Genomic DNA, 25,103 nt, shown 5'->3' on the forward strand with positions numbered 1-25,103 from the left:
GTGCGGCTGAGCTTCGACCGGGCCGGGCACGCGTTGCGGGCGCCGAGCCTCAGCATGGAGTCGATCCGGGGCGGCGCGCTGACCGAGCTCATGTACACGGTCCGGCTCGCCAAGGGCAAGGAGCCGACCGACCTGATCGCGGCGCTCAGCGAGCGGACCGCGGGTCAGCGGGTCACCGTCCTCGCCGGCTACGACCAGACCGACCTCTGATGCGCCGGCGGCTGGTCCGGCGCATCCCGGTGCGGGTGCGGCAGTACTGGAAGCTGCTCGCCGCCTGCGCCGCGTTCCTGGCCGAGCTGACGCTCGTGTTCGGCACCGACCGGGTCCGGCCGTTCGTGACGAGCGTCGCGGCTGCCGGCGACACGTTGAGCGTCGACGTCGCCGGCAGCCGCGACCTCTTCGACCCGACCGTCGCCCACACGGTCCGGCTCACGTTCCGCGACGCGGACTACCAGCGGATGCTCGACGCGTACTTCGCCGCCGGGGAGAAGGAGTACCTGGAGGCGGACCTCGTGGTCGACGGGGTCGCGGTGCCGAGCGTCGGCATCCGCCTCAAGGGCAACTCGACCCTGGCCGGCCTGACCAGAAACGGTCAGTCCCGCCCGGGCGGCTTCCGCTCCGGCGGGGGAGGTCCGGGCGGCGGAGGTCCGGCTTTCGGCGATCCGGGCGCCGGTCCGATGCCGCAGGGCGGGCGGATGGGTGGCGGGTTCGGGCGGACCGCGCTCAAGGCCGAACAACCCGAGACCCTCCCATGGCTGATCAATTTCGACACATACGTCGACGGCCGCCGCTTCCAGGGGCACAAGGAGATCGCCGTCCGGGTCGCCGGCATGGGCGGCGGGTCCGCGGTCCTCAACGAAGCCCTCGCGCTCGACCTGCTCAAGGCGTCGGGCGAGATGACGCAGCGCTACGCGTACGGCGGCTTCACCGTCAACGACCGCCCCACCACCGCCCGCCTGCTCGTGGAGCTGCCCGCCGCGCCGGGCAACGGGCGCGGCGCGCTGTACAAGGCGCTCAGCACCAGCCAGTTCACCGACCAGGGCGACGACCCCGTCGCCTACCAGGACGACTTCAAGCAGGTCAGCGGCAAAGGCGGCTGGGACCTGCAGCCCGTCATCGGCGCGTGTACGCCGGCGCCCGGGCACTGTCCACACTGGACGCCAGCACGAAGGTCCTCGGCACGGTCGGCGGCAACGACCCGGCCACCACCGCCGCGGACGCCGAACGGCTCCGCACCCTCCTGGTCGCCCGCACCCAGAGCCTCGCCACCCACCCGGTGACCGCCGGCTGAAACCGGCCCGGTGGGTACCGCTACCTATCCCGCGGTGAGTAGCCGCACGCTGTCCCCGGCGCCCGCGGGGCGGGAGGGTGTGCGGATGAGTTCCTCGCGGAGCATGGTCCGGTGGTGGGCGACGGTCGTGGTGGGTGCCGCGGCGGCGCTGTTGTTCGCGTGGCTCGGCCGGGTCGCGGGCGTGTCCCTGCGGACGCTGGTGACGGTCGGCGCCGGGCTGGCCGCGCTCATGTGGACGGTCCTGCTCGTCACGTGGCCGTGGAACCTGTACTTCGACGCCCGTCTCGTCACGGCCGAGCAGGAGGTGTCCCGGTCGCGGGGGATCAAGGTCCCGGCCGCGCGGGACGAGGAGGCGCGGCGGATCGCCCGGTGGATGCTGCGGTTCGCGATCGCCGGGCACCTCGGCACCGCCGCCGTCACCGCAGTCTTCGCCGCCGTGACCGGGGAGCTGGTCGGGTACTGGCTCGCCGGGTTCTACCTGCTGTCCACGCTGGTGCGGCCGGCCGCGGCGTACTTCGGCCACCTGCGGGCGCGGATCACGTCGCTGCGGCGGGAGAGCACCCACCCCCGCGACGACGTCGTCACCCTCGACGCGGCCGTGGCGACACTGACGGCGGCGGTGGAGCGGATGCGGCAGGACCTCGACGAGGCCCGCACGAGCGCCGCCGGCGACCTCGCGCACCTGCGCCGGCAGACGGGCACCGACCTGACCCGCATCGAGGACGCGCAGGCCGCCGACCGGGCCGCCGCCCGCGACCGGGACGAGGCGCTGAAGGCCCGGATCGAGCAGATGGCCCGCCGCGTCGAGGGCACCCTCGACGGCATCAGCGATCACCAGGAGCTGCTCACCGGCATCCGGGCCCTGGTCCGGATGATCAGGACCGATCCGGTGTAGCCGTTCCCGGCGTCGTGAGACCGGCCGTCTGGCCGGCCGTGAAGTCCCGCCAGGCCTGGACGACGGCGGGGAAGTCGGCGTGGCCGGCGTCGGCCAGGTGCCGCAGCTTGTGCCTGGCCAGGGCGAGCCCGAGCTGGATCCCGTCGTTCAGGCGGGTGCCGTCCCCGTCGGCGAGCGCGACGATGACGCCGGCGGCGTAGACGTCGCCGGCGCCGGTCGCGTCCACGACCCGGTCCGCCGGCAGCGCCTCCTGCGGGTGGAAGCGGGCCCGCAGCAGCGGACCGGACCGGGCGAACGTGGTGACCCCCGAGGGGCGCTTCACGTGCACGACCCGGCCGGGCCGGCCGGTGCGCAGGATCCGGTCCGCGGCCCACGTGTCGTCGCCGGTCGTGCCGAGCGCCTGCAGCTCGCGCTCGTTGAGCAGGACGTGGTCGGCCATCGTGGCGAGGGCGGCGACCGGGGCGCCGCCGGTGCCCGCCCACACGTGCCCCGGGTCGAACGTCAGCAGCGTCTCCGGGCTGCGGTCCCGGACCGCGGCGAGGACGTCGGCGAGGACCGCCGGCGTGCGCGGGTCGAGGAACGACGTCACGTGCACGATCCGGGCCGCCGACAGGTATTCCACGACCGCGTCGAACTCGACCTCCAGGTGCGCGGCCATCCGGTCGTTCGCACCCGGGTGGACGAGCAGCGTCCGCTCGCCGTCCTCGACCAGCGACAGGCACACGCCGCTGAGCTCGCCGGGCTCCTCGAGCAGCAGCTCGGTGTCGACGCCGGCCTTGCGCAGCCGCTCCGCGACCGCGGTGCCGGGCACCGGCAGCCGCCCGGCTACGCCGACGTAGCCGAGCCGCAGGCCGATGCCCGTCCGCGCGAGGGCGGCGACCGTGTTGTACGCGGACCCGCCGACAGCGTTGCGGACGGCGGCGGCGTGGACCGTCCGCATCGCCGCGTCGACCGTGGCGGCGCCGACCCGGCACTCGGCGCCCCAGTCGACGGCGCCGCGCAGCAGGGACCGCGCGGCCGGCGAGACCGGGGCGATGGAGTCGAGGTTGAGGGCCCCGACCCCGACGACGTCGAACCTGAACCCCACCCGGCTCCTCAGCTCACCACGGCGACAGGTGCGGCCGACTCGACCGTGACCCGCTCCATCTCCAGGGCGAGGGCCTGGATGTCGGCGGGTGAGAGCCGGTGCGTGTCCGCGCAGATCGACACGTCGACGGCGTCCGGCGCGGCGTCGACGCTGATGTTGAGCGCGGCGTCGAGGACCTCGACCTTCCGGCTCCACCAGCTCTTCGACAGCGGCAGCGCCGCCGTGACCTGATGCGGCGCCGGCGGCTCGGCGGGCGCCGTCGCGCCGTCCCGGGTCCTGCGGTCGTTGACGATGATCGAGAAGTCTACGTCGCCGCGGTCGGCGCGCACCCGCTCCAGCAGGGTGGTCAGCGCGAGCGGGTCGAAATGCCCGTGCATGTACGCGTTCGTCGCCGCGTTCCAGGCCCGGCCGACGACCTCGTCGAACGTCGCGCCGGCCACGTCGACCGCGCAGATGCTCAGCTGCGCGAGCTGGCTGACCGAGTCGGCGCAGCCGGGCCGGAACCTGTTGCTCACCACGAGCTGCGCGACGCTCGGGTTGTGCCCGGTCAGCCCGGCCAGGGCGACGGCGTAGGCGGCGAGGACCACGTAGCCGACGCCGGCGCCGGTGCGGTGCGCGATCACCTGCATCGCCAGGTGCATGGCCGGCGAGCGGTGGGTGATCTCCCAGTACCGCGGCTCGCGGGGGTCGTCGGACGCGCGGAACCGTTGCGCCGGGATCGCCCGCAGGATCTGCTCCCAGTGCCGCAGCGACTTGTCGCTCTGCCGCCGCCCCGACGCGGTCGTCTGCTTCGCCGCCATCTCCAGCGGGGTCAGGCCCGGCACCGGCGCGCTCGTGGTCCCGGTCGCCGGGTCGAGGTTGGCCATGTCCCGGACGATCGCGTCGATGCCGAACCCGTCGACGGCGACGTGGCAGTAGATCACGACGACGTGGGTCACCCAGCCGCCGTGCCGCACCACACCCATCCGCACGGGCCATTCGGTCTCGTAGGCGAAGGGGGCTTCCTCGTACCGGCGGCGCAGCTCCTCGGCGGCCGCGGCCGGGTCCTCGCCGGCGTCGACGACGTCGAGCGGCACCTCGCCGGCCTCCGACACGACCTGGACGACGCCGCCGCCCTCGAACCGCAGCCTGGTCCGCAGCGCCTGGTGGCGGCCCACCAGATACCGCAGCAGCGTCTCCATGTCGTGCACGGTCGTGCCCGCCGGCATCGGCACGGTCCCGCCGATGTTCATGCTCAGGCCCGTGTCGCGCATCGTCTGCCAGATCCCGAGCTGCGCCCACGTCAGGTCGGCGGTCCCGGCACCCTCACCGTGGAACGGCACGAGGATGCGATTTGTGCTACTGCCCATTCGCAATGGTTCCCTTCGACGACCGCCCAGGGAAATTGTCGGCACGCATCCGGAGAAGTCAATGGCCTGAACCGGTGTCCCGCCCGCCGCCCGGGCACGGGGTGACGCGGGAGCGCGGCGCCTGGCACACTTGGCGCCATGTTGCGGGGAATGCGGTGGGTTGTCGTGCCGGCGATGGCATTTGTGGCGATTGTGGCGCTGCCCTCGGCGGCAGTCGCGTCACCGGCGGGCGGCTCCGGCGCCGCCTCCTTCATGTCCGAGCTGACCCTGCGCGACCTGACCCTGATGGTCGCCGGCGTCGGCGTCTTCGGCGTGCTCCTGATCGTCATCGGCATCCTGGGCCTGCGCCGCTCCCGCGCCGCCCGCCGGGCGTCCATCGCCCCCTGAGCCTGCGGCTGCGCCGTCCATGAGGTCGGCGGCGGTGGGGAGGGCGGTGCGGGCGCCGACGGCGCGGGTGGCGAGGGCGCCCGCGACGCACGCGAGCCGCACCGCCTCCTCCAGCAGCCTGCCCCCGTCCAGGGCCCACGCGAGCGCGGCGCAGAAGGCGTCGCCGGCGCCGGTGGTGTCCACCGCGTGGACCGGGTGCGCCGGGACGTCGGCCGTCCCGCCGGGGCGGTGCACGCGGCAGCCGGCCGCGCCGAGCGTCACCACGACCGCGCCCACGCCGGCCGCGAGCAGGTCCGCCGGCGCGCCGAGGACGGCGAGCTCGTGCTCGTTGGGGACGAGGACGTCGACGTCGCGCAGCAGCGACGGCGGCAGCGGCACCGCCGGCGCCGGGTTCACCACCACCGTCCAGCCCGCGGCCCGGGCGAGCCGGGCGGCCGCCGCGACCGTGTCCAGGGGCACCTCGAGGCTGGCCAGGAGCACCCCGGGCGGGCCGGCCGGCAGGGTCACGTCCGCGGGGGACAGGTTGGCGTTGGCGCCCGGCACGACGGTGATCGCGTTCTCGCCGTCGGCGGCGACCAGGACGACCGCGAGCCCGGTGGGCGCCGCGTCCCGGGCGACGGCGGCGTGCACGCCGGGCAGCGAGTCCGGGTCGAAGTCGGCGCCGACCCTGGCGGCGAGGGAGACGGCACCCCCGAGGCGGGCCACGGCCACGGCCTGGTTGCCGCCCTTGCCGCCGTGCCCGGTCGACGAACGGGCGGCGATGACGGTCTCGCCGGGCGCCGCGATGCGCGGCGTCTCGATCACCAGGTCGACGTTCACGGCACCCACCACGAGGACGGTCATGCCGCGATCATCCACCACCGTGAGTGCCCGGGTCATCCACCCGGCGAGGTTGCCGGGGCCGGTTCGTCGATCCCTGCGAGCGCCGGCCGGCCCGCGGCCACCCGGGCCGGCCGTCTCGCTTCCGGTGAGCTTGTGCGATCGCATGCTTCGCTTCCGGTAACACCAGTCTCAGCAATACACACGCGCACGCGGGCACGAACCGCCGCAACACCACCCGATCGATGGGACCTATCCCACCTTGAGTCCTCCGACGGTGGCGGCGAGGTCACCGGCGAGCCGATCCAGGTGGGCGGTGAGCTCCTTCGCCCGGAGGACCGTCGCGTGCGCCTCCCGGCGTTTGCGGGCGACGGCGGTCATCGTGTCGGCGATCTCCGCGGCGCCGGTCGCGGCCCGGTCGATGCCCCCGGTCATCGCCGCGGTGGTCGTGCTCTGCAGGTGTACCGCCCGCGCGATCGCCGACTGGTGCCCGCTCACGTGGCCGATCACGTCGGTGACGCGGCCGATCGCCTGGACCGCGCCGGTGGTGTCGGACTGCAGCGCGGCGATGCGGCGGGTGATGTCCTCCGTCGCGGCCGCCGTCTCCCGGGCCAGGTTCTTGACCTCGCCGGCGACGACGGCGAAGCCTTTGCCCAGCGCGCCGGCCCCGGCGGACTCGATCGTGGCGTTGAGCGCCAGGAGGTTCGTCTGCTCCGCGATCGACGTGATGACCTTGATGACCGCGCCGATCTCCGACGACGACTCGCCGAGCCTGGCCATGGTCCGGCCGGTCGCGCCGGTGACCCGGACCGCGTCGGCGGCGGCCGCCGCGGCCTCGCCGCTGCTGCGGGAGATCTCGCCGATGCTGCCGTCCAGCTGCCGCGCGCCGTCGGCGACGCCCGCGACCTGCGCGTGCACGTCCTTCGCGGCGTCCAGGACCCGTTGCGACGCGGCGACGGACCGCTCGGCCCCGACGACCATGTCCTCGACGATCCCGCCGAGCTGCCGGCCGGCGGCGCAGAGCGCGGCGGCCGACGCGGTGACGTCGCGGACCGTGCCGGCGACCCGGTCGAGGGCGCCGTTGACCGCGGCCGCCACCTCGGGCGCGCCCCCGGCCGAGACGCGCGCGGTGAGATCGCCGCCGGCGGCGCGGCGCAGCACCTCGGCCACCGCCTCCCAGCCGCCTGTGCGGCGCCTACCCGCCGCGAAACCGGCGGCCGCGCCCAGCAGCGCGCAGCCCAGCATGATCAAAGTTGTCACAGTCGCCTCCCCGGCACCTGTCATCGGCGGCGCCGGGCGCGGGAGCAGGGGTTCGCGGTGCCGCCGCCGGGAATGTGACCCGCGGCACGCGGTGCGCCCCCGCTGCGCGTACTTCTACCTATGAATAGTCGTTGATCAATGGTCGGCTGGGTGCATGACCAGTGAATCCACGCACGCGGTGGTCCTCGGCGCCAGCATCGCCGGGCTCCTCGCCGCCCGCGCGTTGAGCGACACCTTCGACACCGTGACCGTCCTCGACCGTGACGACCTCACCGGCACCGGCGTCCGCAAGGGCGTGCCGCAGGGCCGGCACGCCCACATGCTGTTCGCCAAGGGCCGCGAGATCCTCGAGGACCTGTTCCCGGGCCTCACCGACGAGCTCGTCGCCGCCGGCGCGCTCACCGTCGACATCCACAACGGCTTCGCCTGGCACAACGGCCCGCGGCCGATGGCCCGCGCCGCCTCCGACCTGACCGTCCTCGCCGTCAGCCGCCCCGCGCTGGAGGACTACCTGCGCGCCCGCGTCGGCAAGATCGCCGGCGTCGAGATCCGCGGCGGCCTCGAAGCGACCGGCCTGCTGCACGCACCCACCGCCACCGGCGCACGGGCCGGCACCGTCACGGGGGTCCGTGCCGTCGCGGTGGGCGACGGACCCGGTGGCGCCACCCAGGACCTGCGCGCGGACCTCGTCGTCGACGCCACCGGCCGCGGCAACCGGGGCACCACCTGGCTGGCCGAGCTCGGCTACATCCCTCCGGAGCAGGACAGCGTCATGGCCGGCGTCGTGTACGCCACCCGCGAGTACGAGCGCGCCCCCCTCACCAGCGGCATGCTCGGCGTGCTCACCGGCGTGACGCCGAAGCACCCGTTCGGCGCGGCGCTGCTGCCGATGGAGGGCGACCGGTGGATCCTGACCCTCGCGGGGTTCGCCGACGACCTCCCGCCGACCGACGAGGCCGGCTTCGCCGCCTACGCGACCCGCCTGCCGATCGACGACCTCGCCGAGGTGGTGCACCGGTCCCGCCCGCTCGGCCCCGCCCGGCGGTTCCGCGTCCCGGCGAGCGTGCGCCGGCGGTACGAGCGGATCCCCGGCCATCCGGAAGGGTTCCTCGCGTTCGGCGACGCCATCTGCGCCTTCAACCCGATCTACGGGCAGGGCATGACCGTCGCCGCGCTCGAGGCCGTCGAGCTGCGGGCGGCGCTCGCGGGCGGGCTCGCCGGGCTGCCCCGGCGGTTCTACGCGAAGGCCGCCACGGTGATCGACACGCCGTGGGACATGGCGGTCGGCGGCGACCTCGCGTTCCCGTCGGTGCCCGGGAAGCGGACCGCGAAGGTGCGGTTCTTCAACTGGTACATCGCGAGACTGCTGCGCGCGGCGGAGACCTCGGCGCAGGTCGCGGTCGCGTTCCACCGCACCGTCAACCTGACGGCGCCGCCGGAGACGCTCTTCGCGCCCGCGATCCTGCGCCGCGTGCTCTTCCCCGGCAGTCGGTAACGTCAGCCGAACGCTCGGATGGTGCGGTCGCCGACGAGGACGAGCCGGCCGGCGGCGAGCATGAGCTCGGCGGACGTGTCGTCGTACGCGGCGAGCCTGAGCCGTCGCACGACGTGCCCGTCGGCGGCCCGCAGCACGACGAGCTCGGTGAACTCCGACTCCGGGGTGAAGTTGCCGTGCCGCACCGCCGCGTACACGTGCCCGCCGCCGCTCACGAGCGCCGCGTGCAGCGCGTTGTACTCGTAGCCCGGCAGCGCCAGGGGAGTGGACCAGGCGGCGGTGCCGGACTCCGGGTCGTAGCGGCGCACGGTGCCGGTGAGCCCGTAGCCGAACAGCGCGCCGCCGCCGGCGGACAGGCCGTCGACCCACCCGTCGGCGGCCGCGGTCCCCCGGCACCAGCGGACCGCGCCGGTCCCCGGGTGCAGCGAGCACAGCGCGTCGCCGCCGGCGCCGGCGGCCAGCAGCGACCCGCGGTGCCCGACGAGCGAGAACCCCGGCCGGGCCCGGGTCCACAGGCGCAGGCCCGTCCTCACGTCGAACGCGAACAGCAGGCTCGCCCCGCCGCTGCCGTCACCGGTCCCGCGCACCGGCCCGTAAGCGCCCTGCACGACGGTGTCGCCCTGCACGGCCGGTGCGCCGCCCGCGTCGCCGTCCACCGCGCCGGTCCACGCGAGGGTGCCGTTGCGGACGCGGTACGCGCGCAGGTGATAGCCCGTGCACAGCTCCCGGCACTTCGGCCCGCTGGTCACCAGCACGTGGCCGGCGGCGACGGTGAAGGGCAGGATCGCCTCGTCCTCCGGCAGCGTCACCTCCCACCGGCGGTTGCCGCCGCGGTCGTACGACGCGAGCCGGCTCCGCGTGCCGTCGGCGTCGAGGCTGCGGACGTACAGGGCGCCGTCGACGTCGGCGAGCTGCAGCGGGCGGCGGCCGTGCAGGGTGCCCAGGACGGCCACGGCGCCGGTGCGCACGTCGACGCGGCGCAGCGCGCCCTTGCCGTAGGCGACGGTGAGCTTGCCGCCGGCGATCGCCGCGCCGCCGACGGAGTCGTCGCCGCCCGCCTGCCGCTGCCACACCTGGCGCCGCACGTCGAGCTTGCCGACGCCCGACTGGTAGTTGTCGTTGGCGGCGCCACCGCCGTGCTGCGGCCAGTTGCCGGGGGTGGCCGCCGCCGCGGTGCCGCCGACGCCGGCGACGAGCGCTGCCACGCACGCGGCGACGGCCGCCATCCTGCTGATCATGGGATCAGCGAACCAGGGTGAGGTTGCAGGGTGGTGAGAACCGCCGCACCTCACCCGCCCGTGTGGCCATGACCAGCGGCGCGTGCCATCATCGAGGGCGTGGCGGCGCGCGCACCGCGTCGTCCCGGACGAGTCACGTCGTACCCGGCCCGACAAGACGGCGTGGTGTCCGGGAGTGTGCCATGTTCGTCCAGATCCTCGGTTCGCTGTGCGTCCTGCTGCCCTTCGTGCTCGTGCAGCTCGGCAGGTGGTCGTCCACCTCCCGCCGGTACGTGTGGCTCAACCTCATCGGCTCCACCACCCTCGCGGTCGAGGCGGCCATCGGTCGCGACTGGGGATTCCTGCTGCTGGAGAGCGTGTGGGCGATCGTGTCCCTGCGCTCGCTGCTGCGATCCCGTCAGGATGACGCCCGTGTCCCGGCCGGCGCGTCGACTCCTGCCTCCGGCGCGTAGCTGCCGCGCCGGGACCACCGCGCCGGGCAGCCCGACGACGGGGCAGGCCGGGCCGCCTGGCGCGGTGGGGCGCGCTGCCCGGCGCGCGGTGGAGTCAGCCGTGTGGGGCCGACCTGCTCTGATTGCGATGCGTGCCGGTCCACACTCGGATGGTGACGACGATCGGCCCCGACCCGGCGACGGCTCCGCAGCAGACGCAGGGACCACGTCCCGCGCTCACCGGTCCGGCCGTCGCCCCGGGACCCGCGCTGCCCGGTGCGAACGGACCGGGCACCGTTCCACGGGCCGCGGACGGACCGGGCGCCGGGGCGTTCCTGACGATGCCGGCGCTGCGCCTCCTCCTTGCCGAGACGCTGCGCCCGGGCGCCCTGGCTACAGTCGTGGACGAACTGGTCGCGCACCTGCAACGGCTCCCGGCACGCGCGGGCGGAGCACCTCCGACGGCAGCGCCCGTCCCGCCCCCTTCCACGCCGCTGCCTTCCACGCCGTTGCCCGGTCCTGGCCAGCCGACCGTTCCAACGCCGCCGGGTGCTCCCGTGCCACCGGGGCATCTCGTGCCGCCGGACCGTGCCGCGCCGGGCCTCCCCGTGCCGCCCGGAATTCCAGCGCCCCCGGGCTCTGTGGCGCCGCAGGTGTGGGATGTGCTCCGGCAGGGCGCTGTTCCGAGTCGCTTGCTGCCCGCGCCCGGGACCGCGCCGCCGCCAACGGCACCGCCGTCTGATGGAACGCCACCGCCGGTGCCCCCGTCGTCGCCCGGGACTGCGGCGCCGCCGGCCGGACCTGTTGCATCACCGTCACCACCTGCGGGCCCGTCGTCGCCTGCGGCCCAACCGTCCGGGCCGACCCCAAGCCCGACCCCGCCGCAGCCTCCGGCGACGGGGCCGACGCCGCTGCCCGCTGTCCCGGTGCCAGGGTCGGCCCCGCCGCCCCCAGTTCCGGCGGCCGGGCCGGTGCCGCCGCCTGCTCCGGGGGCGCCGCAGTTGCCTGGGAACTTGCCGCCGGTGGGGATCTTGCCGGCGCCGTCGCCCGGGGGTTCGCCGGTGCCCGGGGGTTCGGTGCTGCCCGGGGAGCAGGTGCCGTTGCCGGGTGGGGGGTCGGCGCCGGTGCTGCCGCAGCGTGACGCGGGGCCGGTGGGGGCCGCGGTGCCTGCCGGTGGGGAGCGGGGGCGGCATCCCGTCGACGATCTGCGGGCGTTGCTGCCGGGTGAGCCGGCGGCGCAGCGGGAGGTGCTGCGGGAGGCGGTCGGGTGGCTCGTCGAGCACGTCGACCAGCCGCAGGTCCTCGCGGCCCGGTGTGCGGAGCTCGGGCCCGTCGTCGCGCAGCTCGGGGTCGCGCCGCAGCGCCTCGACAACCTTGCCGTGCTGCTCGTGGACATGTTGCGGGCCAACCCGCCGGGGGTGCACGTCCGGCGGGATCAGGAGGAGGCGTGGGCCACCACCGGGCGCCTGGTGTCGCGGTGGCTGGCGGACGGGGCCGCGGCCGGCGGTCATGAGCCGGCGGAGTGGAGCGGGCGGGTGGTGCACCACGAACGGCGGGGGCAGGACGCGGCGGTGGTGGGGGTGCGGACGTACCTGCCGTATCCGTGCCTGCCGGGGCAGCTCGCCGTGGTGGGGTCCCCGTGGCTGCCGGGACACTGGCGGCGCTGCTGGGTCGGCAACGTCCCCGCCGCCGGCAACGTCGTCGAGCTGCACGTCGTCCCGCACGGCGTCGATCCCGTCGCCGCGGCGCTGGTCGAGCGGACCGGGGTCGGCGGCGTGGTGTCGCTGCGGCCGGCGTACGGGCCGCCCGCCGTCGACCCGTCCTCCGCCCGGCCGCTGCTGGTGGTGGCGGCCAGGGACGCGGTCGCTCCGGTGCGGGCGCTGCTCGGCGCGCTGCGCGGAGCCGGGGACCGGCGGCCGGTCACGGTGTTCTGGCCCGCGGCCGTGGAACGCGACCTCTACCGCCTCGCCGACCTCTCGGCGGAGGGCACCGTCGTCGTCCGGGACCGGTTCACCGCGGCCGGCGGGGACGACTGGACCGGCCACGACGCGTTCGTCGCGGGAGACCCGGCCGCCGTCGCCGACGGCGTCGCCCGGCTCCTCGCGGCGGGCATCCCGGCGACCGGCATCCGCACCGCCGAGGCGTGAGCCACCGCCGAGCGGCGGCCGGCGTCTGCACGCCCGAGGCGTGAACCGCCGCCGGACCGTGTGCGGCACCCACACGTGGTCCCCCGAACGGGTGACGTCGGCGGCCGGAAGGAGGCGCGGTAGCGCGTGTCGTAGCGCAAAAATCGCCCGGAAATGCGAGTTTTGTCAGATTGGTGTCAGCGACAGGGCGGTCCTTTAGTTTCGGCTCATCTGCCCTACTTCGTGGAGGTGAGATGGGAATCCGGAAGGGTGTCGCCGTCGCCGTGGTGGCGGGCGCCGTCGCCGCGGGAGCTGCCGTGCAGGCGGTGCCGGCGTTCGCGGCCGACTACGGCGTGATCCGCGGCGTGGTTTCCTTGACCAACAGTGCACGTGCCCGGGCGGGCTGCGGGCCGGTCACGTTGAGCCCGCGGCTGAGCTACGCCGCGTGGCTGCACTCGAGGGACATGGCGGACCGTGGCTACTTCTCGCACGGCTCGCCACGGGGGAGCGGTCCGGGCAACAGGGTGGCGTCCGTCGGCTACCGGTGGTCGACCTACGGCGAGAACATCGCCTGGGGCCAGCGCAGCGCGCGCGAGGTCATGAACGACTGGATGAACAGCCCCGGTCACCGGGCCAACATCCTGAACTGCCGGTTCCGCAACGTCGGGGTCGCGGTGGCGTACAACGGCCGCGGGGTGCCCTACTGGACCCAGGACTTCGCCAGCCCACGCTGAGGAGCGGGACGAGTGTTCCCGCGGGCACCGACGACCGCCCGCGGGAACCTCGCAGGTGTCAGAGGCCGAGCTGCGCCGACGCGAGCGCCACACCTTCGACCCGGGCCTGGATCTTCCGGAAGGCGATGTCCCGGGCCGCGTCGGGCGAGCCGTGCTTCGGCTTGTGGTCGGTGCTGAACGGGGAGAAGCCGCAGTCGTCGGTCGCGCCGAGCCGCTCCCGCGGGATCGACGCGGCGGCCGTGACGAGCGCGTCGCGGACCTGCTCGGGCGTCTCGACGACCGGGTTGAGCGGGTCGGTCACGCCGATGAAGCAGACCTGCGAGTCGGTGCTGTGCTCGCCGATCAGCTGATAGACCCGCTCCTTGTCCTTCTCGCTGGCCAGCTGGATCAGGAAGTAGCCGGCCCGCATGCGGAACATGTGCGGCAGCAGCTCGGCGTAGTCCACGTCGCTGCTGTGCGCGGAGTCCAGGTCACCGCCGGGGCACGTGTGGATGCCGATGTCGCGGCGCTCCTCGGCGGTGAAGCGGTCCAGGACGCGGTTGTTGAGGTCGATGAAGCCGCCGAGCAGGTCGCGGCCGGTCCACGGGTTGCGGGGGTCGTTCTTGCGGGCGAGGCGGCCCTCGGTGAAGTCCATCGAGACCCGGGCGGCGCCCGCGGCGAAGCACTGCCGGATGTCCTTCTCGCACTCGTCGACGAGGTCGTCGTGGAACTGCTCCCGCGAGTAGCCGTCCACGGTGGCGTCGAGGGGATACAGCAGGGAGAGCATCGACGGGGCGATCACGGCCTGTTTCAAGGGTTTCGTCGCCATCGGCACCGACTGCCGCAGGTAGTCCGCGGCGTACGCGCGGTAGCGGAACGGGCCGCGCGCGAGGCGGGGCAGGTGCCGGTCGTGGCCGTCGTCGAAGATCGCGAAGCACTGCCCGCCGCCGGCGAGGGTGTCGGCGAGGCCGGTGCCGGCCAGGGTTTCGGTGAGCGGATAGGTGGCGAAACTCGACACGCGTTGCTCCCCGTCGGACACGACCGGCGCGCCGGTCGCCTCCATCCGGGTGATCGAATCGCGGCACGCGGCGTCCTGCTCGGCGTGCAGCTCCTCGATTCCGATCTCGCCGGCGTCGTATTGCGCGATCTTTTCCTGCAGGCGCATCGGGCGAGGCAGGGAGCCGACGTTCTCGGTGGGAATTGGCATGACGCACTTTCCTCCAAACGTCGCCGAATCGGCGTTGAGAAAGCAACGAGAAAACCATAACAGTCGATCTTGTTTGAGCACGACAGTGGAATTGGCGGGGACCGCAAGATCTGTAAGACCGAAGGGGTTGCGCGGGAGATCTTGCTGCATTCAGCCAGTTCACAGCCAGGGTTCACCACGTGTTGCCCGGCCGGGCTGGACAGAACGGGCGCCGGGCCGCCTAATGGAATGCACCCCGCCGGCCCGCAACCCGGCGGTCATCGCAACACACCCGCCACACCCGCACACCCCGCCGTTCGCCGCCACCACAGCCGCAGTTTCCAGCGTTTCGCGCATCGGATCGACCATGCCGTCCGCGGGCCCCGCCGGCCCGCCGGACCGGACAACCGAATCCCGTGCCGCACGCGTCACTCAAGTCAACCGCAACACCACCCTGGGTAGCACGCACCCTTTGAACGGGAGGCCGCAGTGAACGACATCCTCACCGAGGCAACCGCCGCCGCGTATGTGGCCGCCGCCGGGTTCCGGGTCGGTCCTGTCGGGCGCGTCGGCGTCGAGCTCGAATACTGCGTGCGGGACCTGAGCAAGCCGATGCACCGGCCCGAGCCCGAACGCCTCCTGAGCATGCTCGCCCACCTCGGCAACCCCCTGCCCGGCGGCAGCGGCGTCACGATCGAGCCCGGCGGCCAGCTGGAGCTGTCCTCCGCCGTCGGCGCGTCGATGGCCGACTGCGTCGCCGCGCTCGCCGGCGACCTCGCCCTCGTCCGCGCCGTCCTCGCCGCCAACGGCCTGGTCCTGGACGGCACCGGCCTCGACGACGTCCGGGCGCCGCTGCTCGTCACCGACCACCCGCGGTACGTCGCGCTCGCCGAGTACCACGAGCGGGCCGGGTCCAAGGGCATCACCGTCATGTGCAACTCCGCGTCGATCCAGGTGTGCCTCGACGCCGGCAGCGACGACCCCGAAGACTGGAGCCACTACCGGCGCCGGTGGTGGCTCGCCGACGCGATCGGCCCGGTCGTGCAGGCCGCGTTCGCCAACTCGCCGCACCGCTCGAAGTCCGGCCGGCGCTGGGTGTCGCACCGGCAGGGGCTGCGCTTCGGCACCGACGCCAGCCGCACCCGCGCGCCGCGCCGCGACGACGACCCGCGCGCCGCCTGGTCCCGCTACGCCCTCGCCGCGAAGGTCGCCATGGTCGCCGGTCCCGGCCGCTGGCACGTGCCGGCCGGGCTGACGATGCGCGACTGGCTGCGCGGCCACGGACCCCGCCCGGTGACCCTCGACGACCTCGAGCGCCACCTCGGCACCCTCGTCCCGCCGGTGCGCCCCCGCGGCTACCTGGAGCTGCGGATGATCGACCAGCAGGCCGGCGACGGCTGGGTCGTGCCCGTCGCGGTCGTCACCGCCCTGCTCGACGACCGGGACGGCGCGGAGGCCGCGGCCGCCGCGACCGAGCCGCTGCGCTCCCCGCTGCGCCGGCACCGCGACTGGGTCGGCGCCGCCCGCGAAGGCCTCGCCGACCCGGCGCTCGCCGCCGCGGCCCTCGCCTGCTTCACCGCCGCGGGTGACGTCCTGCGCCGGCAGGGCGCGCCCCTCGCGGTCCGCGACGCCGTCGCCGAGTTCGCCGACCGGTACGTCGCCCGTGGCTCCTGCCCAGGCGAGGACCGTCGCGAGCAGAGCCGGAAGGTTCGCGTCGGCGCCGGCGGATGACCGGTGCGCCGTGTGGTATCAAGGGCATGAGGAGAGCCCGACCACAGCTAGGAGCCGGACCAGTGCGGGACATCGCCGTGTTCAGTGGCAGCGCCCACCCCGAGCTGGCGGAGGAGATCTGCCACCAGCTCGAGGTGCCGTTGCTGCCCGTGCGGGTCGACCGCTTCGCCAACGACTGCCTCGAGGTGCAGCTGCAGGCCAACTGCCGCGAGCGGGACGTGTTCCTGATCCAGCCGCTCGTCCCGCCGGTGCAGGAGCACCTGGTGGAGCTGCTGCTGATGCTCGACGCCGCCCGGGGCGCGTCCGCGGCCCGCACGACCGTCGTCATGTCGCACTACGCCTACGCCCGCTCCGACAAGAAGGACGAGCCGCGCATCTCCATCGGCGGGCGGCTCGTCGCCGACCTGCTCAGCGCCGCCGGGGCGTCGCGGGTGCTGACCCTGACCCTGCACTCGCCGCAGGTCCACGGGTTCTTCAGCGTGCCGGTGGACCACCTGCACGCCCTGCGGGAGCTCGCCACCCACTTCCGCGGCCTCGACCTCACCAACAGCGTGGTCGTCTCGCCGGACCTCGGCAACGCGAAGGTGGCCTCCGCGTTCGCGCGGCTGCTCGGGGTGCCGGTCGCCGCCGGCGCCAAGCAGCGCTTCAGCGACGACCGGGTGGTGATCAGCGCCGTCATCGGCGACATCGAGGGCAAGGACGTCATCGTCCTGGACGACGAGATCGCCCGCGGCAGCACCGTCGTCGAGCTCATCGACCGGCTCCGCGAGCGCAACGTCGCCAGCATCAGGGTCGCCTGCACGCACGGCCTCTTCACCGACGGCGCCCTCGACCGGCTCGCCGACCTGCCCGACGTGCTGGAGATCGTCTGCACCAACAGCGTGCCCATCCCGAAGCAGAAGTGGGTGCCGAAGCTGCGCGTGCTGTCGATCGCGCCCGCGATGGCCGAGGCGATGCGCCGCATCCACAACGGCGAGTCGGTCAGCTCGCTGTTCCACTGAGCCCGCTCATGCGCACAGAACAGTCCGGCACGCCGGTCGTCGGGGTCCTCGGGCCGCTGCGGGCCGGGATCGGCGGGCGGCCCGCGGACCTCGGCGGGCCGCGGCAGCGTGCGGTCCTCGCCCGGCTCGTCGCCGCCGGCGGGCACGTCGTGCCGACCGACCGGTTCGTCGACGACCTCTGGCAGGGCGTGCCGCCGCCGAAGGCCCTCGCCGCGCTGCAGGTGTACGTGTCGAACCTGCGCCGCGCCCTCGAACCCGGCCGCGCGCCGCGCACCCCGGCCACGGTCCTGGTCACGGCCGCGCCCGGCTACGCGCTGCACCTGCCGCCGCCCGCCGTCGACGCGTGGCGCTTCGAGGCGCTGCTGCGGGAGGGGACCACCCTCGCCGAGCGCGACCCCGGGCGGGCCGACGGGCTGCTGCGGGAGGCGCTGGCGGCGTGGGAGGGCCCGGCGTATGCGGAGTTCGCCGACGAGCCGTGGGCCGTCCCGGAGGCCGGCCGCCTGGAAGCGCTCCGGCTCGCCTGCGTGGAGGCCGGGGGCCGGGTCGCGGTGCGGCTCGGCCGGGCCGCGCTGGTCGTGCCCGCCCTGGAGCGGCACGTCACCGCCCACCCGCTGCGGGAGGAGGCGGTGCACCTGCTGGCTACCGCGCTGTACGCCGCGGGCCGGCAGAGCGACGCGCTCGCCGCGCTGCGCGAGGTGCGGGCGAGGCTGGCGGGGGAGCTGGGCGTCGACCCGGGGCCCGGGCTGCGGGCACTGGAAGCCGACGTCCTCGCCCACGCGCCGCACCTCACGCCCGCCCAGCCGGTCGTCGGCGCGCAGGGCGGCGCGGCGGCCGTCGCACCGGATGGACCGTCGCGGGAGGAAACCCTCGGCACGGATCCGTCCGGGACGTCACCGGGGGCGTATCCGTCCGAGCCGGTGGGCGGTACACCTGCCGCCGACGACAAACCGGGAGCGTTCGGGCGGGACGTGGAGCTCGCGACCCTGGGCCGGGTCGCCGAAGAGGTGTCGCGGGACGGGTTGCGGGTCGTCTGGGTCGGCGGGGAGGCGGGCGCCGGGAAGACGACGTTGCTGCGGATGTTCGCGGCGCGACTCGGGTGGCGGGTCGCCTGGGGCCGGTGCCCGGAGGTGGACGGCGCGCCGCCGGCCTGGGCGTGGAGCGAGGTGCTGCGCGGCCTGCCGGGCGACGGCGACGACTCGCGGCTCGCCCCGCTGCTGGCCCAGTCGTCCGGGCCCGCCGCGGCCGGTGGCGGGCAGTTCGCGCTGGCCCAGGCGGTCGGGGAGCGGCTGGCCGGGTCCGGTCCGCTGCTGGTCGTGCTCGACGACGTGCACCGCGCCGACGGGGAGACGCTGCAGGTGCTGCGGCACGTGGCGGTCGCGTTCGCGGAGCGGCCGCTGCTGCTCGTCGCCACCCACCGGCCGGGGGAGTCCCGGCCCGACCTCGACCCGGTCCGGGCGGCGCTCGCCGGGCACCGCGCCGTCGACATCGACCTCGGCGGGCTCGACGCCGACGCGGGCGCGGCGCTGCTGCGCCACCTCGGCGTGCCCGGCGACGCGGTCGGCGTCGTGGTCGAGCGGACCGGGGGCAACCCGCTGTTCCTCACCGAGACCGCCCGGCTCGTCTCCGCCGAGGGCGCCGACAGCGCCGTGCGCGCCATCCCCTCCGGGATCGGGCACGTGCTGCGCCGGCGCCTCACCCGGCTGCCCGCCGTCGCGCAGACGGTGCTGCGGCACGCCGCGGTCCTCGGCCGGGACGTCGACATCGACCTGCTCGTCGCGGCCGACGGCGGCGGTGAGGACGCCGTCCTCGACGGCCTGGAGGCCGGCGTCGTGTCAGGGCTGCTGGAGGAGCCGGCGGCGGGACGGGTCAGGTTCACCCACGCGCTGCTGCGCGACGTCCTGTACGACGACATGCCGCTGCTGCGCCGGCGCCGCCTGCACGCCCGCATCCTCGCCGCGCTCGAGGAGCAGGCCGGCGAGCCGACCACGGCCGGTCAGCACGGTGCACCCGCGGAGCATGCGCTCACCGCCGCGCTCGGGCACCACGCGCTCGCCGCCGCGACCCCCGCCACCGCGGCGAAGGCCGCCGGGTACGCCGCCGCGGCCGCCCGCCAGGCCGCCGCCCTGTACGCGCACCGCGAGGCCGCGACCCTCTTCCGGGGCGCGCTCGACGCCGGACCGCTGCCGCCGGCGCAACGCCACGACCTGCTGTGCGGGCTGACGTCCGCGCTCGCCAACAGCGGTGACGTCCTCGCCGCCCGCACCGCCCGGGCCGAGGCCATCGCCGCCGCCGCGCTCGCCGGGGTGCCCGCCGAGACCGCCCTGACCGCCTACGACGCGCCGGTCGCCTGGACGATCCGCACCGACCGCGCCATCGACACCGGCCTCGTCGCCGACCTCGAAGCGGCGCTCGGCTCGGCCGCCCCCGCCGTCCGGTGCCGGCTGCTCGTCGCGCTCGTCTACGAGCTCGAAGGCGACGACCTGGAGCGCTGCGACGCGGCCAGCGCCGAGGCGCTCACCCTCGCCGGCGACGACCCGCTGCTGCGCTGCCACGCGCTGAACGCCCGCTACTTCGCGGTGCTCAACCCGGCCCGCCGGCACCAGCTGCCCGCCATCGGCGCGGAGCTGCTGGAGGTGGCGACGGCGGCGGGCCACGTGGAGTTCCAGGCGCAGGCGCACCACGTGCTGTTCCAGGTCGCGCTCGAACGCAACGACCTCGCCGCCGCGCAGGACCACGTCGACCGGGCCGTCCGGCACGCCACCGCCGGGCAGCTCGGCGTCGCCCTGTCGGTGATGGCGCTGTTCGCCGCGGTCCGGGCCGTCTTCGCCGGGGACCTCGGCACCGCCGAACGGCTGTACAACGACCTCACCGCCCGCATCGCCCGCACCGGCCAGCCGAACGCCGCGCTCGTCGGCGTCGCGGGCGTGTTCTTCGTGCACCTCGCGGACGGCACGACCGACACCCTCCTGCCGATGCTGCAGCCGGTGTACGACCGTCTCCCCGACGCCCTCAACGACTTCATGGTGCGGGCGCTGCTGGACGCCGGCCGGACCGAGGAGGCCGGAGCGCTCTGGACCCCCGGCACGGTCGCCGTCCGCGAGGACTACTACTGGCTCGCGTGGACGGGCCTGCGCGGGCTCAACGCCACCGACCTGCGCGACGTGCCACGGGCCCGCGAGTACTACCCGGCGCTGCTGCCGTGGGCGGGCCAGTTCGTCGGCCTGGCCAGCGGATCCCTGACGGGTCCGCCGGTCGACCTGGTCCTCGCCGGTCTCGCCGACGTCCTCGGCGACACCGCGGCGGCCGCCGGGCACCGCGCGGCGGGACACGCCCTGGCCGCCGCGGCGGGGGCCGTCCCCTGGAGCGCGGCACCGTAGCGCCGCGGCGCGCAGGCCGTGGACGGCGCCTCAGGCCGCGCCGAAGATGACGGCCTCACGCTTGGCGAACCCGCGCCTGGTCGCCGCGAGCAGCACCCGCAGCATCGGCCCCGCCATCCGCTTGAGCTCGGCGAGCTCGGCCGGGGTCGCGTACCGCTCGATGCGGGGCAGCTCGAAGCCCATCTTGCCGCCCTTGCGCACCGCGGTCTCGACCTTGTTCCAGTCGGCGTCGGACACGTACCGCAGGATCACCGGGAACACGGTGCGCTCCTCGTCGTCGATGTGCTCGTCGAGGATGTCCCGCAGCGTGCCGAGCGCCCCGGCGAGCCGCTCCGCCGCGTCCCGGTCGCCCGGCGCGGCCGCGAGCGCCCGGGCGTCCCGGCGGATCGCGTCGAGCAGCGGGTCCAGCTGCCGGTGGTCCTCGGTGAGCTCGCGCAGGTCGACCTCCGCCCCGGCGCTGGCCTCCAGGACCGGCCACAGCACGTCGTCCTCGGCCTGGTGATGGTGGTGGATCCCGTCGCACAGCGTCTCCAGGTACGCGGCGACCGCCTTCGCCCGCGCGGGTGTGTTCGGCGTCCGGCCGTCGGCGATGTCCCGCAGCAGCCCGGCGAACCGGCGCGCGTCGCCGCGCATCGAACGGTGGTTCACGGTGATCCCGACAAGGTTCGGCATGATGGCTCCTCTGATTGAAGTGCCTTCAGCACACCGCGCCGCACTTGGCCGCGACTTAACGGCGGCCAATAGACTGCCGCCATGGCGGAGCTGGCCTTCCCCGACCCGGAGCTCGGCGACGGGTTCGTGCTGCTGCGGCCCTGGCGGCGGCAGGACGCCCCGCAGCGGTTCGCGGGGTTCTCCGACGAGCTGTGCCTGCGGTTCTCGTGGCCGGGGGTCGAGCCGCCCACCGAGCAGGACGTGCTCGGCGCCTATGAGCGCAACGAACGGGACCGCCTCGCCGGGCAGTCCCTGAACCTCGCCGTCGTCGACGCCGCGGACCCGGCCCGCGTCTGGGGAGCGGCGTCGGTGTACGACGTCAGCGCCCCGGACGAGCGGGCCGCCGTCGGTTACTGGGTCGCGCCCTGGGCCCGTGGGCGCGGCGTCGCGACCCGGTCGCTGCGGCTCCTGGCGGCGTGGGCGTTCGACGGGCTCGGCGTGCGGCGGCTGGAGCTGACCTGCGAGCCGGCCAACGTCGCGTCGGCGCGGGTCGCGCAGCGGTGCGGGTTCGTGCGCGAGGGCGTCCTGCGCTCCAACGTCCGGTTCAAGGACGGCCGCCGCGACACCGTCATGTACGGCCTGCTCCCCGGCGAGCTGACCGGGCTGATTTAGGCGCGGGCCAGCTGCCCGGCCGTGCCGGCGAGGTCGAGGAGGTCCTCTACGGAGGTACGGATGCCGAAGCGGAACGCCCGGTCGAACACCGCGCCCGGCAGCTCGGCGTGCAGCGCCTCCTCCGTCGCCTGCCGGGCCGGCAGCTCGCAGGCGGGGGTCGGTGCGCCGATCTCGTGCCGGATGACGTCGGCGGCGCCGAGCAGGGCGGCCGCGTGCGCCGGGTCGCCGAGCCGGCGGCGGGCCTCGGCGAGGGCCTCCAGGACGCTGGCGGAGCGCCACCGGTCGCCGACCCGCCGGTGGATCGACAGGCTGGCCCGCAGCCGCTCCGCCGCCGAGGCGACGGCGGAGTCCGCGAGGTCGACCCGGCCCAGGAGGTCCTGCGCCCAGCCGATCCCCTCCGGGAACGACAGCTCGGTGTAACGGTCCAGGGCGTCGACCAGGTGCCGGCGGGCGCCCGGCTGGTCGCCGCCGAAATGCGCGACGGCGCCGAGATGGGTGAGGGTCGAGGCGACCGACTCGTCGTCGGCGAGGTCGCGGAACGCCACCAGGCTCGCGTCCAGCAGCGCCGCCGCGCCGGCCAGGTCGCCGGACAGCCACGCGGTCGCGCCCGCGAGCTGGGCCGCGCGGCCCTCACCCCAGGCGTCGCCCGCGTCGCGGTACAGGGTCAGCGCCTCCTCCAGGAAGTGCCGCGAGCGGCGGTAGTCGGCGCGTTCCCGCTCGACACTGCCGAGCAGGGTCAGCAGCCGCCCCCTCGCCGGGCCGCCGGGCGAGCCGCCCAGGGCCTGCTCGGCGAGCGCGGCGGCGGCCGGGTAGTCGCAGTCGAGCATCGCGAGGGTCGCGGCGGCCGCACCCGCCGCGGCCCGCAGCTGCGACGGCGCGTCCGGCCGGCGGTCCAGCGCGCCCGACAGCCAGTCGCGGCCCTGCCGGTACACCCCGGTGAAGTGCAGGAAGGGGGCCAGCGCCGTCGCCAGGCGCAGGTCCTCGGCGCCGGGGCGGGTGGACAGCCAGGTCATCGCGGCGCGCAGGTTGTCCTGCTCGACGGTGAACGTGCGCAGCAGGTCCCGCTGGCCGGGGCCGCGGATGCCGTCGGCGGCCCGCTCGGCGAGGTCGAGGTAGCAGCGGGCGTGGGCGTCTCGGGCGGCGGCGGCCTCGTCGGGGACCTCGGCGAGCCGGGCGGCCGCGTACGCCGCGACGGTCTGCAGCATCCGCCCCCGCGGGTCGCCGGTCGTGTCGATCAGGCTCCGCTCGGCGAGCGCGGCCAGGAGGCCGGGCCCGTACGCAGGGAGCGTCGTCGCCGCCGCCGGGCTCCACCCACCCTGGAACACGGCGAGCTGCCGCAGCATCGCCTGCTTGTCCGGCGACAGCAGCTCGTAGGACCAGTCGAGCGCGGCCCGCAGCGTGCGGTGGTGCTCGGGCCCTTCGGTCTTCGCGTCGGCCAGGACCCGGAAGCGGTCGGCGAGCAGCCGGCGGACCTCCGGCACCGACAGCAGCGCGGCCCGGGCGGCGGCCAGCTCGACCGCCAGGGGCAGGCCGTCCAGGGCGCGGCAGATGGCGGCGGCGCCGGCCCGGTGCCCGTCCGGCAGCGGCCGTCCGGTCCGCTCGAACATCCGGGTCTCGAACAGGCGCAGCGCCGTCCCGCCGTCCAGCGGGGCGACCGGCGTGACCGTCTCGCCGGCGAGTCCGAGCGCCTGGCGGCTGGTGACGAGGAGCGTCAGGGCCGGGGCCGCGTCGAGCAGCCGGGCGGCGAGACCGGCGACCTGGGTGGTGACGTGCTCACAGTTGTCGAGGACGAGCAGCGCGGGCGCCTCGCCGAGCGTGGCGAGGAGGGTGCCGGTGGCGTCGAGGTCGGGCCTGCGCGCCACCGCGAACGCGTCCAGGACGAAGCCGGCGGCGTCATCGGCCTGCATGGTGGTCAGGTCCGCGAACCAGACGGGGGTCGTCACCGCCGCACCGACCGCGATCGCGAGCCGGGTCTTGCCGCTCCCGGCCGTCCCGACCAGCGAGATGAGTCGATGGCCGGCGGCCAGCAGCCGGACCGTGCCGCGCACCTCCGCGTCCCTGCCGACCAGGCTGGTCAGCGGGGCCGGTAGCGCCGCGGCGGACTCCATCCGCGCACTGTACCGGCCACATCCAACCCACTGGCATCATCGAACCGGCTACCTCACCAGGCGAAACGGCCGCGCCTGCGGGTGTGGCGGCCGCTGGCTGGGTACCGTCGGGACCGTGGCCTTTCTGGTGGAGATGCCCGACGGTGGTTTCCTGGAGGTCGAGGAGCGCGTCGACGTGGCACCCGACGACCTGTCGGTGATCGGCATCCTGGGCGCGTCGCCCCTCGAGGGCACGGGGCTGATCACGTTCGGCGCGGTGATCCGGGCCGGTCTCGACGAGGACCAGCAGGACGAGTTCGCCGACTGGATCTTCGACCGGGTGCTGCTGTTCGCGGAGCTCGGCGGCGAGGCCGACGGCTGGGAACGCCTCGACGACGGCACCTGGCGGGTGGAGTCCCGCCGCCCGTGAGCACGGTGCGCATCGGCGCCGCTACAGGCGCGATGCAAGTTTCGGTTGCGTGCCGACGGTGAGGTGTCCGGCACATGAACCCGGGTCTCTTTCGGGGCCGCCCCGGGTTACGCTCAACGTCGATGACGATCGAGGTCCAGGGCGCCGGGCGCCTACTGCAGGTCGGCACCGCCACCGACATCGGCCGGCGGTATCCGGCCAATTTCGACGTGCTGCACACCGCCGAGCTGCAGCGCCGCCCCGGCCTGTGCGCGGTCGTCGCCGACGGCATGGGCGCCGGTGAGGGCAGCCGCACCGCCGGCCGGACCGCCGTGGACATCTTCACCACCGCCGTGCAGGAGCACCGCGGGCCGTTCGCGCCGCCGCCGCTCTTCGCCGCGGTCGCCGACGCCCAGCGCCAGGTCCGCGCCGCCGGCAAGACCCTGCGGGAGCTGACCGGCTGCACCCTCACCGCCCTCGTCGCCGACGCGACCGGCGCGTGGGTCACCCAGATCGGCGACTCCCGGGTGTATCGGCTGCGCGGCGGCCTGCTCGAGCTGCTCACCATCGACCACACCGAGGCGTGGCTCGGGGCCGTGCACGGCTGGTTCCCCGCCGACTCGCCGCAGGCGGAAGCGGCCCGCTACCAGCTGCACCGCTTCATCGGCCACCCCGGCCTGCCCGAGCCCGACGTCCTGAGCGTCACCATGTTCCCCGGCGACGTCTACTGCCTGTGCACCGACGGGATCGCCGAGCAGGTGCCGTATCAGCGGATGGAGGCCACCCTGAGCTCCGGCGCGCCCCCGGACGCGATGGCCTCGGCCCTGGTCGCCGCCTCCCTGGAGGCCGGCGGCCGGGACAACGCCACCGCCGTCGTCGTCAAGGTCTTCTAGCCCGG

General features: G+C 75.2%; 21 protein-coding genes and 1 riboswitch. Of the genes, 13 read left to right on the plus strand and 8 right to left on the minus strand.

From position 1 onward, the window contains the following. The 3 genes from ACZ6TV_RS23440 to ACZ6TV_RS23450 all read left to right on the plus strand — a co-directional run bounded on the left by ACZ6TV_RS23440 (window position 1) and on the right by ACZ6TV_RS23450 (window position 2,186). Window positions 1-210 carry a hypothetical protein gene (locus tag ACZ6TV_RS23440; RefSeq protein WP_465299357.1) on the plus strand — a complete coding sequence of 70 codons (210 nt, stop codon included), beginning with the start codon at window positions 1-3 and terminating at the stop codon, window positions 208-210. Beyond that, window positions 210-1,280: a CotH family protein gene (locus ACZ6TV_RS23445; protein WP_465299358.1), complete on the plus strand. Its 1,071-nt coding sequence runs from the start codon at window positions 210-212 to the stop codon at window positions 1,278-1,280. Before ACZ6TV_RS23440 ends, ACZ6TV_RS23445 begins: the two co-directional genes overlap by 1 nt. A gap of 96 nt (window positions 1,281-1,376) precedes the next feature. After that, window positions 1,377-2,186: a hypothetical protein gene (locus tag ACZ6TV_RS23450; protein ID WP_465299359.1), complete on the plus strand. Its 810-nt coding sequence runs from the start codon at window positions 1,377-1,379 to the stop codon at window positions 2,184-2,186. On the opposite strand, the gene ACZ6TV_RS23455 is transcribed toward ACZ6TV_RS23450, so the two are convergent. The 4 genes from ACZ6TV_RS23455 to ACZ6TV_RS23470 form a co-directional block, all read right to left on the minus strand. Then, window positions 2,167-3,273 (minus strand): carbohydrate kinase family protein, encoded by a 1,107-nt coding sequence (locus ACZ6TV_RS23455; RefSeq protein ID WP_465299360.1) that lies wholly within the window; start codon window positions 3,271-3,273, stop codon window positions 2,167-2,169. The genes ACZ6TV_RS23450 and ACZ6TV_RS23455 overlap by 20 nt on opposite strands. Window positions 3,274-3,281: 8 nt before the next feature. Beyond that, window positions 3,282-4,622: a condensation domain-containing protein gene (locus ACZ6TV_RS23460; RefSeq protein ID WP_465299361.1), complete on the minus strand. Its 1,341-nt coding sequence runs from the start codon at window positions 4,620-4,622 to the stop codon at window positions 3,282-3,284. A 219-nt stretch (window positions 4,623-4,841) separates the two neighbouring features. Further along, entirely contained in the window at window positions 4,842-5,852 is a 1,011-nt protein-coding gene (locus tag ACZ6TV_RS23465; protein WP_465299362.1) for a ribokinase, read from the minus strand. 228 nt (window positions 5,853-6,080) lie between these two features. Beyond that, the gene (locus ACZ6TV_RS23470; protein ID WP_465299363.1) at window positions 6,081-7,088 is read right to left on the minus strand and encodes a methyl-accepting chemotaxis protein; all 1,008 of its coding nucleotides are present in this window, start codon (window positions 7,086-7,088) and stop codon (window positions 6,081-6,083) included. 154 nt (window positions 7,089-7,242) lie between these two features. Here ACZ6TV_RS23470 and ACZ6TV_RS23475 point away from each other — a divergent pair, with 154 nt between their 5' ends. Continuing rightward, window positions 7,243-8,583 (plus strand): FAD-dependent oxidoreductase, encoded by a 1,341-nt coding sequence (locus ACZ6TV_RS23475; protein WP_465299364.1) that lies wholly within the window; start codon window positions 7,243-7,245, stop codon window positions 8,581-8,583. Between the two features lie 2 nt (window positions 8,584-8,585). Here ACZ6TV_RS23475 and ACZ6TV_RS23480 read toward each other — a convergent pair whose 3' ends face one another. After that, window positions 8,586-9,821, minus strand: coding sequence for an outer membrane protein assembly factor BamB family protein (locus ACZ6TV_RS23480; protein WP_465299365.1), 1,236 nt, complete (start codon window positions 9,819-9,821; stop codon window positions 8,586-8,588). Window positions 9,822-9,920: 99 nt separating this feature from the next. Next, window positions 9,921-9,988, plus strand: a riboswitch (guanidine-III (ykkC-III) riboswitch). A 15-nt stretch (window positions 9,989-10,003) separates the two neighbouring features. On the opposite strand from ACZ6TV_RS23480, the gene ACZ6TV_RS23485 reads away from it, so the two are divergent. From ACZ6TV_RS23485 to ACZ6TV_RS23495, 3 genes are all read left to right on the plus strand, one after another. Then, window positions 10,004-10,273: a CBU_0592 family membrane protein gene (locus ACZ6TV_RS23485; protein ID WP_465299366.1), complete on the plus strand. Its 270-nt coding sequence runs from the start codon at window positions 10,004-10,006 to the stop codon at window positions 10,271-10,273. Between the two features lie 1,040 nt (window positions 10,274-11,313). Beyond that, window positions 11,314-12,399 (plus strand): hypothetical protein, encoded by a 1,086-nt coding sequence (locus ACZ6TV_RS23490; RefSeq protein ID WP_465299367.1) that lies wholly within the window; start codon window positions 11,314-11,316, stop codon window positions 12,397-12,399. 233 nt (window positions 12,400-12,632) lie between these two features. Further along, window positions 12,633-13,112: a CAP domain-containing protein gene (locus ACZ6TV_RS23495; protein WP_465299368.1), complete on the plus strand. Its 480-nt coding sequence runs from the start codon at window positions 12,633-12,635 to the stop codon at window positions 13,110-13,112. A 58-nt stretch (window positions 13,113-13,170) separates the two neighbouring features. Here the strand turns inward: ACZ6TV_RS23495 and ACZ6TV_RS23500 are convergent, their stop codons facing one another. After that, on the minus strand, window positions 13,171-14,298 hold the full coding sequence (locus ACZ6TV_RS23500; RefSeq protein ID WP_465299369.1) for a uroporphyrinogen decarboxylase/cobalamine-independent methonine synthase family protein: 1,128 nt from the start codon (window positions 14,296-14,298) through the stop codon (window positions 13,171-13,173). A 468-nt stretch (window positions 14,299-14,766) separates the two neighbouring features. On the opposite strand from ACZ6TV_RS23500, the gene ACZ6TV_RS23505 reads away from it, so the two are divergent. From ACZ6TV_RS23505 to ACZ6TV_RS23515, 3 genes are all read left to right on the plus strand, one after another. Next, entirely contained in the window at window positions 14,767-16,008 is a 1,242-nt protein-coding gene (locus ACZ6TV_RS23505; RefSeq protein WP_465299370.1) for a glutamate-cysteine ligase family protein, read from the plus strand. Between the two features lie 62 nt (window positions 16,009-16,070). Further along, the gene (locus ACZ6TV_RS23510; RefSeq protein ID WP_465299371.1) at window positions 16,071-17,009 is read left to right on the plus strand and encodes a ribose-phosphate diphosphokinase; all 939 of its coding nucleotides are present in this window, start codon (window positions 16,071-16,073) and stop codon (window positions 17,007-17,009) included. A gap of 8 nt (window positions 17,010-17,017) precedes the next feature. Beyond that, a complete protein-coding gene (locus ACZ6TV_RS23515) occupies window positions 17,018-20,386 on the plus strand; it encodes a BTAD domain-containing putative transcriptional regulator (protein ID WP_465299372.1) in 3,369 nt (1,122 codons plus the stop codon). 30 nt (window positions 20,387-20,416) lie between these two features. On the opposite strand, the gene ACZ6TV_RS23520 is transcribed toward ACZ6TV_RS23515, so the two are convergent. Continuing rightward, on the minus strand, window positions 20,417-21,058 hold the full coding sequence (locus tag ACZ6TV_RS23520) for a hemerythrin domain-containing protein (protein WP_465299373.1): 642 nt from the start codon (window positions 21,056-21,058) through the stop codon (window positions 20,417-20,419). Window positions 21,059-21,139: 81 nt separating this feature from the next. Here ACZ6TV_RS23520 and ACZ6TV_RS23525 point away from each other — a divergent pair, with 81 nt between their 5' ends. Further along, a complete protein-coding gene (locus ACZ6TV_RS23525) occupies window positions 21,140-21,709 on the plus strand; it encodes a GNAT family N-acetyltransferase (protein WP_465299374.1) in 570 nt (189 codons plus the stop codon). Here the strand turns inward: ACZ6TV_RS23525 and ACZ6TV_RS23530 are convergent. Continuing rightward, a complete protein-coding gene (locus ACZ6TV_RS23530) occupies window positions 21,706-23,817 on the minus strand; it encodes an ATP-binding protein (protein WP_465299375.1) in 2,112 nt (703 codons plus the stop codon). The two genes, ACZ6TV_RS23525 and ACZ6TV_RS23530, sit on opposite strands and share 4 nt — an antisense overlap. 115 nt (window positions 23,818-23,932) lie before the next feature. On the opposite strand from ACZ6TV_RS23530, the gene ACZ6TV_RS23535 reads away from it, so the two are divergent. Both ACZ6TV_RS23535 and ACZ6TV_RS23540 read left to right on the plus strand, forming a co-directional pair. Beyond that, entirely contained in the window at window positions 23,933-24,226 is a 294-nt protein-coding gene (locus tag ACZ6TV_RS23535; protein ID WP_465299376.1) for a hypothetical protein, read from the plus strand. 122 nt (window positions 24,227-24,348) lie between these two features. Further along, the gene (locus ACZ6TV_RS23540) at window positions 24,349-25,098 is read left to right on the plus strand and encodes a PP2C family protein-serine/threonine phosphatase (RefSeq protein ID WP_465299377.1); all 750 of its coding nucleotides are present in this window, start codon (window positions 24,349-24,351) and stop codon (window positions 25,096-25,098) included. Window positions 25,099-25,103 lie beyond the last annotated feature (5 nt).

It is taken from the genome of Dactylosporangium sp. NPDC051087 (assembly GCF_055586325.1).

Coding starts and splice junctions, on each gene's coding strand:
- ACZ6TV_RS23445 (WP_465299358.1), top strand. CDS start 210: ATGCGCCGGCGGCTGGTCCGGCGCATCCCGGTGCGGGTGCGGCAGTAC.
- ACZ6TV_RS23485 (WP_465299366.1), top strand. CDS start 10,004: ATGTTCGTCCAGATCCTCGGTTCGCTGTGCGTCCTGCTGCCCTTCGTG.
- ACZ6TV_RS23460 (WP_465299361.1), bottom strand. CDS start 4,622: ATGGGCAGTAGCACAAATCGCATCCTCGTGCCGTTCCACGGTGAGGGT.
- ACZ6TV_RS23520 (WP_465299373.1), bottom strand. CDS start 21,058: ATGCCGAACCTTGTCGGGATCACCGTGAACCACCGTTCGATGCGCGGC.
- ACZ6TV_RS23495 (WP_465299368.1), top strand. CDS start 12,633: ATGGGAATCCGGAAGGGTGTCGCCGTCGCCGTGGTGGCGGGCGCCGTC.
- ACZ6TV_RS23475 (WP_465299364.1), top strand. CDS start 7,243: ATGACCAGTGAATCCACGCACGCGGTGGTCCTCGGCGCCAGCATCGCC.
- ACZ6TV_RS23500 (WP_465299369.1), bottom strand. CDS start 14,298: ATGCCAATTCCCACCGAGAACGTCGGCTCCCTGCCTCGCCCGATGCGC.
- ACZ6TV_RS23515 (WP_465299372.1), top strand. CDS start 17,018: ATGCGCACAGAACAGTCCGGCACGCCGGTCGTCGGGGTCCTCGGGCCG.
- ACZ6TV_RS23530 (WP_465299375.1), bottom strand. CDS start 23,817: ATGGAGTCCGCCGCGGCGCTACCGGCCCCGCTGACCAGCCTGGTCGGC.
- ACZ6TV_RS23540 (WP_465299377.1), top strand. CDS start 24,349: ATGACGATCGAGGTCCAGGGCGCCGGGCGCCTACTGCAGGTCGGCACC.
- ACZ6TV_RS23480 (WP_465299365.1), bottom strand. CDS start 9,821: ATGATCAGCAGGATGGCGGCCGTCGCCGCGTGCGTGGCAGCGCTCGTC.
- ACZ6TV_RS23525 (WP_465299374.1), top strand. CDS start 21,140: ATGGCGGAGCTGGCCTTCCCCGACCCGGAGCTCGGCGACGGGTTCGTG.
- ACZ6TV_RS23465 (WP_465299362.1), bottom strand. CDS start 5,852: ATGACCGTCCTCGTGGTGGGTGCCGTGAACGTCGACCTGGTGATCGAG.
- ACZ6TV_RS23450 (WP_465299359.1), top strand. CDS start 1,377: ATGAGTTCCTCGCGGAGCATGGTCCGGTGGTGGGCGACGGTCGTGGTG.